6 protein-coding genes and 1 pseudogene are annotated in these 6,554 nt (G+C 69.3%); 5 read left to right on the forward strand and 2 right to left on the reverse strand.

What is annotated here, in order from left to right; genetic code table 11:
* From A7A76_RS24170 to A7A76_RS24190, 5 genes are all read left to right on the forward strand, one after another.
* Positions 1-299, forward strand: a 299-nt coding sequence (locus A7A76_RS24170) for a hypothetical protein (protein WP_206413707.1), incomplete at its 5' end; no start/stop codon positions are given.
* A gap of 654 nt (positions 300-953) precedes the next feature.
* Entirely contained in the window at positions 954-1,436 is a 483-nt protein-coding gene (locus tag A7A76_RS24175; RefSeq protein WP_206413708.1) for an ATP-dependent zinc protease family protein, read from the forward strand.
* A 157-nt stretch (positions 1,437-1,593) separates the two neighbouring features.
* Positions 1,594-2,502 (forward strand): 30S ribosomal protein S6--L-glutamate ligase, encoded by a 909-nt coding sequence (gene rimK / locus A7A76_RS24180; protein WP_206413709.1) that lies wholly within the window; start codon positions 1,594-1,596, stop codon positions 2,500-2,502.
* A 554-nt stretch (positions 2,503-3,056) separates the two neighbouring features.
* On the forward strand, positions 3,057-3,737 hold the full coding sequence (locus A7A76_RS24185) for a response regulator transcription factor (protein ID WP_057946468.1): 681 nt from the start codon (positions 3,057-3,059) through the stop codon (positions 3,735-3,737).
* A gap of 3 nt (positions 3,738-3,740) precedes the next feature.
* Entirely contained in the window at positions 3,741-5,078 is a 1,338-nt protein-coding gene (locus A7A76_RS24190) for a sensor histidine kinase (RefSeq protein ID WP_343225406.1), read from the forward strand.
* Positions 5,079-5,159: 81 nt separating this feature from the next.
* On the opposite strand, the pseudogene A7A76_RS27105 reads toward A7A76_RS24190, so the two are convergent.
* Positions 5,160-5,261, reverse strand: a pseudogene (locus A7A76_RS27105) (DUF6053 domain-containing protein); the annotation flags it as partial.
* Between the two features lie 119 nt (positions 5,262-5,380).
* On the reverse strand, positions 5,381-6,295 hold the full coding sequence (locus A7A76_RS24195) for a branched-chain amino acid transaminase (protein ID WP_206413710.1): 915 nt from the start codon (positions 6,293-6,295) through the stop codon (positions 5,381-5,383).
* Positions 6,296-6,554: the final 259 nt, after the last annotated feature.

Here is a 6,554-nt window from a genome sequence, read left to right on the forward strand (position 1 = left end):
CCTCGCCCGCGCCGTCGCCGCCCGCATCCGCGCCGCGCGCGCCGTGGGACGCGCCGCCGCCCGCGGCCAAGCCTTTCGCCAGCCGTTCGCCGCCGTTGCCGGGGCAGGGCGCGCAGCGCTTCCGCATGCAGCCGCCGCGTTCGATCGCGGCGACCGTCGAGCGCATCGGCCGAATGTTCGGCGGCGGCGGGCTCAGCGATTGCGCCGAGACGCGCAACAACATCCGCGACCTGGCCGTGCTCGGCGCCGAAGCGGTGGCGCAGGACGTGGAGGAAGAGCGGCGCAACTGCGGCAACTGAGCGCCGCTCGCGACGCACCTGTGCGCGGCGGTCTTCGGCCAACCGGCATCGCCGCCCGCGGCTGTCGCGCCGCATTCATCGCGATTGCGGCGGTTGCGGTTCGAGCCGGCGCGGTCGCATCCAGAACGATTCGCGCCGGCGCGATTCGGTCCGATGCGGTTCGAGCCGATGCGGTTCGAGCCGATGCGGTTCGAGGCGATGCGGTTCGAGGCGATGCGATTCGGGCCGATGCGATTCGAACCGGCCCAGTTCGAACCTGTACGATTCAGGCACATACGACGTCAACCAGGGCCCTGCGGCCCATCGCGACTTCGGCCAACGCCGCTGCGACCGCCGCGCTGCGCACGCCCGGCCAGCCGACGCCGGCATCCGCCCAGCGCGCGCCGATGTAAAAAAATCATTGCCGCGAAAATCGCATGACGCTTGCACGGCGGCCGGGTTAGACTGCGCGCCCGGTCCCGCGACGGCTTGTCGCGCATCGCTACGCAGCTTCGATCCCGAGGCCCGCGCAACGTCCGCGCCCGCCGCAACCGCAACGTCACGGCGGCCGCGAGGCCGCTGTTTTTCGTTACGGCTGCGCTGTGCCACCGACGCCGCCGGATGTCCGTCGTTGTCGCCCCCGACTCTTTCAGTATTCGCCACAACGGAGGTGCGATGTCTTCCCCGATCCCGCAAGCACAGGATTCGCCGGATTCGCCGATCCTGCTGGGCTGGCGCGAATTCGCCGCGCTGCCGCGGCTGGGCATCGCCGCGATGCGCGCCAAGATCGACACCGGCGCGCGCAGTTCGGCGCTGCACGTGGACGCGCAGTGGCGCTTCGTCGAGGCCGGCGCGCCGTGGATCGGCTTTCGCCTGAGTCCGGGCGTGGTCGGCGCCGGCGTGGTCGAGGCGACCGCGCCGGTGTTCGACGAACGCGAGGTCACCGATTCGGGCGGCCACCGCACCCGTCGCGTGTTCATCCGCACCGTGCTGAGTCTGGCCGGCAGCGAACGCGAAATTGACATGAACCTGGCGGATCGTCGCGGCATGCGTTTCCCGATGCTGCTGGGGCGCACCGCGGTCGCGCACGCGTTCACCATCGATCCCTCGCGCTCGTTCCTGCATGGGCGCGTGCGGCGGCGGGCGCCGCGCGCGTGAGCGCCGGCCGGCCCGGCGGGTCCGCCGCCGGCTTGAAGCCGTCCGCGCACGCCCCATCTGAGCTCGATCGCAGCCGTTGCATCCGTTCCCGCAGGCAGCCCCCGCCGGCACGGTCCCGTCCTTCTTCCTTCCCGTCCACCTACCAGCCGAACACGCCATGAAGCTCGCGATCCTGTCGCGCAACACCAAGCTCTATTCGACGCGCCGGCTGGTCGAGGCCGCGCGCGACCGCGGCCACAGCGTGCGCGTGCTCGACCCGCTGCGCTGCTACATGCGCATCGCCTCCGACGGCTTCCAGATGCATTACAAGGGCCGCGAGATCGCCGGCTACCACGCGGTGATCCCGCGCATCGGCGCCTCGGTGACCCGCTACGGCTCGGCGGTGCTGCGCCAGTTCGAGCTGATGGACAGCTACAGCCCCAACACCTCCGACGCGATCCTGCGCGCGCGCGACAAGCTGCGCAGCCACCAGCTGCTGGCCGCGCAGGGCATCGGCCTGCCGGCGACGGTGTTCGGCGACAACCCCGACGACACCGCCGACCTGCTGTCGATGCTCGGCCCGCCGCCGCATGTGATCAAGCTCAACGAAGGCACCCAGGGCGCCGGGGTGATGCTGACCGAGAAGCTGTCGGCGTCCAGGGGCGTGATCGAGGCGCTGCGCGGGCTGTACGCGAATTTCCTGGTGCAGGAGTTCGTCGCCGAGGCCAAGGGCGCGGACCTGCGCTGCTTCGTGGTCGGCGACCGGGTGGTGGCGGCGATGAAGCGCCAGGCGCCCAAGGGCGACTTCCGCTCCAACCTGCACCGCGGCGGCACCGCCAAGGGCGTGCGCGCCAGCGCCGCCGAGCAGGAGGTGGCGGTGCGCGCGGCCAAGGTCCTGGGCCTGGGCGTGGCCGGCGTCGACCTGATCCGCTCGGCCCGCGGCCCGCTGGTCCTGGAGGTCAACGCCTCGCCGGGCCTGGAGGGCATCGAGGAGGCCAGCGGAGTGGACGTGGCGGTGGAAATCGTCGATTTCGTGGCCGGCCGGGTGCGGGAAAAACCGGTCCGCCGGGCGGTCGCGAGACGCTGAACGCGGCCCCCGGGCCGGGCCCGGCTTGCCCGATCCCCGGCAAATGGCAAGCCGGGCAGGTCATCTGTCGGCGACCCGCCGAACGGCGAGTCCCCGGCGCGGAAGGGCCGGGCCGGGACGATTCCAACTTCAGGTTGCGATTAACTTTTATTTAACAGCGTTTTTAACGGCGGTTTAATCGAAATCCGCGTAGCGTTAGCCCACCGCAGCACTGTCGATCCCCCCAATCACGCTCCTCGTCAGACGTCATCTGGGCGAACGCAGGTTACGGTAATCGGGGCAACACCTTTTGGCCCAGGCGCGGTGGCCCCGCGTCTGGGCCTTTGTTTTTCAGGGGTTCCGCGCGGGTCCGGCGCGGCGGTGCGGGATGCGTGACTTCTGGCCCATTCGCCCATCGCGGCAAGCGCGCCTGCTTGCGCAGCCGTCCGTTTCCCGTTCATTTTACAAACGCTCTGGCAGAATCCTCCGCCTGCCGTCGCCGCTTCGCGTGCGACGCCTCAGGAACCCGGGCGCGCGGCCGATGGTCGTACCGCCAACCCCACTGGGACGAGCCCATGCGCATCCTCGTAATCGAAGACAACCAGGACATCGCCGCCAACCTCGGCGACTTTCTCGAAGACCGCGGCCACACCGTCGATTTCGCCGCCGACGGCATCACCGGCCTGCACCTGGCCGTGGTGCACGACTTCGACGCCATCGTGCTCGACTTGAACCTGCCCGGCATCGACGGCCTGGAGGTATGCCGCAAGCTGCGCAACGAAGCGCGCAAGCAGACGCCGGTGCTGATGCTGACCGCGCGCGACAGCCTCGACAACAAGCTCGCCGGCTTCGACTCCGGCGCCGACGACTACCTGATCAAGCCCTTCGCCCTGCAGGAAGTGGAAGTGCGCCTCAACGCGCTGTCGCGGCGCGGCCGCGGCGTGCAGACGCGGGTGCTCAACGCCGCCGATCTGGAATACAACCTCGACACGCTCGAGGTGCGGCGTCAGGGCAAGCTGCTGCAGCTCAACCCGACCGCGCTGAAGATCCTGCAGGCGCTGATGGAAGCCTCGCCGGCGGTGGTGACCCGGCAGGAACTGGAAACGCGGGTGTGGGGCGAGGAGCTGCCGGATTCCGACAGTCTGCGCGTGCACATCCACGGCCTGCGCGCGGTGGTCGACAAGCCGTTCGACACCCCGCTGATCCAGACCCGCCACGGCATCGGCTACCGCATCGCGGCCCCCGAAAACGGCTGACGCGTGGCCTCGTCCGACCCTTCCGCAGCGCGGCTGAAAAAACGCAAGCGCTTCCGGCGGCGCTTGCGCAGCCGCATCATCCTCTCGTTCGTGCTGCTCGGGTTCGGCCTGACCACGATGTTCGCCTTCGCCACCAACTGGACCCGCACGCGGGTGGAGAACCAGTTGGTGGAGGACGTGATGAACCGCAACATCGAGAAGACCGCGCAGCAGTTCGAGCTGGATCCGAGCAATACCCAGACCGCGTTCGACCAGGTCCGCGGTTTCGTCTACACCCCGGACAAGTTCGAGTCGGTGCGGATCAACCGGCCGGAGTGGTACGACCTCAAGGACGGCATCGTCACCATGAACGGCACCGGCGAGGACGGCCGGCCGTTCGCCTACAAACTGGCGGTGCGCAAGACGCCGAAGGCCTGGTTCTTCATGGCCTACGACATCACGCCCTCGGCGCGCAGCGAGGCCCAGTTCAACCGCGCGCTGTATCTGTCGGTGCTGGTGTTCACCCTGTTCTCGCTGCTGGTGGGCTGGTGGGCGGCCTCGCGGGTCATGAGCCCGGTGTCGGAGCTGGCGCTGCGGATCAAGCGCTCCGGGCGCAGCGCCCAGTCCGAGGCGTTGGCCTCGCACTTCCCCGACGACGAAGTCGGCCAGCTGGCCGAGGCGCTGGACGATTACGCGGTGCGCCTGACCAACGTGGTCCAGCGCGACCGCGAGTTCAACGCCGACGTCAGCCACGAACTGCGCACGCCGCTGGCGGTGATCAAGGGCGCGGTCGAACTGCTGCTGTCGCGGCCGGACGTGGAGGACAAGACTCGCAACCGATTGTTGCGTATCCAGCGCGCCGAGCAGCAGTGCACCGACCTCATCAGCGCGCTGCTGCTGCTCTCGCGCAACGAGCGCGGGCACGGCTCGACCGACATCGCCAAACTGTCGGAGCAACTGCTCGACGCGCACCGCGCGCAGCTGGGCAGCAAGAACCTGGAGCTGAGCGTGGAAGGCGAGCGCGGCCTGGTGGTGGACGCGCCGGAGGCGGCGGTGGCGGTGGCGCTGGGCAACCTGATCGGCAACGCGGTCAAGTACACCACCGAGGGCGGCGTGGTGGTGCGGCTGCTGGCGAACTCGGTCGAAGTCATCGATTCCGGCCCGGGCCTGAGCGCGGAAGACGCGGCCAAGCTGTTCGAGCGCGGTTATCGCGGCACCCACGCGGGGCACTCGCAGGGCGGCGGCATCGGCTTGTCGATCGTGCGGCGCCTGTGCGATCTGTACGGCTGGGACGTGCGGGTCAAGCCCGGCGAGGTGCGCGGGGTGGTGGCGACGCTGACGTTCTCGCGTCCGGCGGCGTGATCGCCGCTGCGTAAGCGGTTCGTTGAGACTGGCGACTTCCGGTTCCATTGCATCGGCTTCGCAGCGCTGCCCGGCTTTTGTGGGAGGGGCGTCAGCCGCGACGCTTTTGTGCCGGATCGCCGCGGCCTGATCGAACCGCATCGGGGCTGAAGCCCCTCCCACAAAAGCGCGCGCAAGCTCCACAAAAGCGAAGCCTTGCAAAGCGAATCCCTACAAAGCAACGGGCGCCGCATCCGTCGTCGATGACGGATGCGGCGCCCGCGGTAGCGTAGGCCGGCGCGGCCGGCCTCATCGAGCCCGGCTTACTTCACCGCTTCGAGCCAGCCGTACTTGTCCTGCGTCTTGCCGTTGAACAGGCCGAAGAACAGTTCCTGGATGCGCTCGGTCACCGGGCCGCGGCGGCCGGCGCCGACCTGGCGGCCGTCGACCGAACGGATCGGGGTGATCTCGGCGGCGGTGCCGCACATGAACAACTCGTCGCACAGGTACAGGTATTCGCGCGGCAGGTCGCGCTCGACCACTTCGATGCCGACGTCGCGGGCCAGGGTGATGATGGTGTTGCGGGTCAGGCCGTTGAGCAGGGCCGCGCTCACCGGCGTGGTGTGCAGCGCGCCGTTGAAGACCAGGAACAGGTTCTCGCCGGCGCCTTCCGACAGCAGGCCGGTCGAGGCCAGGGCGATGCCTTCGCCGAAGCCCAGGCGGCGCGCTTCGCGCGCGACCAGCTGGCCGGACAGGTAATTGCCGCCGGCCTTGGCGCCGGCCGGGATGGTGTTGGGGGCGAAGCGCTGCCAGCTCGACACGCAGGCGTCGATGCCTTCTTCCAGCACGCTCGGGCCCAGGTACTGGCCCATCTTCCAGGTCGCCACGGCGACGTCGGTGGGCGTGTCGGCCGACAGGCCGAAGCCGCCGAGGCCGCGGTAGGCGACCGGACGCAGATAGTCGGTGGTGTTGCCGTTGGCCTTGATCACTTCATGGCAGGCGGCGTTGATCTGCGCGAGCGAGTACGGGATCGCCATGTCGTAGATCTTGGCCGACGCGAACAGGCGCTGGTTGTGGTCGTTCAAGCGGAAGATGATCGGCCCGTTCGGGGTGTCGTAGGTGCGGATGCCCTCGAACACGGAGGAGCCGTAATGCAGGGCGTGCGACATCACGTGGGTGGTCGCGTCGGCCCAGCGCTTGATCGAACCGTTGTGCCAGATCCATTCGGGGTATTGCATCGTCGGCTTCCGTCGTGGGGTAGGGAAACCGCTATTGTGCCCTGCACGGCCGCCCCTTCCCAACGCGACTGCGGCGTATGGGCTTGCAGGGCGCGTCGGATGCGCCCATTCAGCCGCCTTTGATCCACCAGCAGCCGAAGTGGCGGGTCAGCCCGAACACGGTGCGCGACGGGGTGACGCCGTTGGCCAGGGTCTGCTCCAGGCGCAGCGCGACCGGCGCGGCGCGGCGCGGGGCCGGCGCGGGCGCGGCGGTCGCTTC

It is taken from the genome of Lysobacter enzymogenes (genome assembly GCF_017168095.1).
GTDB lineage: Bacteria > Pseudomonadota > Gammaproteobacteria > Xanthomonadales > Xanthomonadaceae > Lysobacter > Lysobacter enzymogenes_D.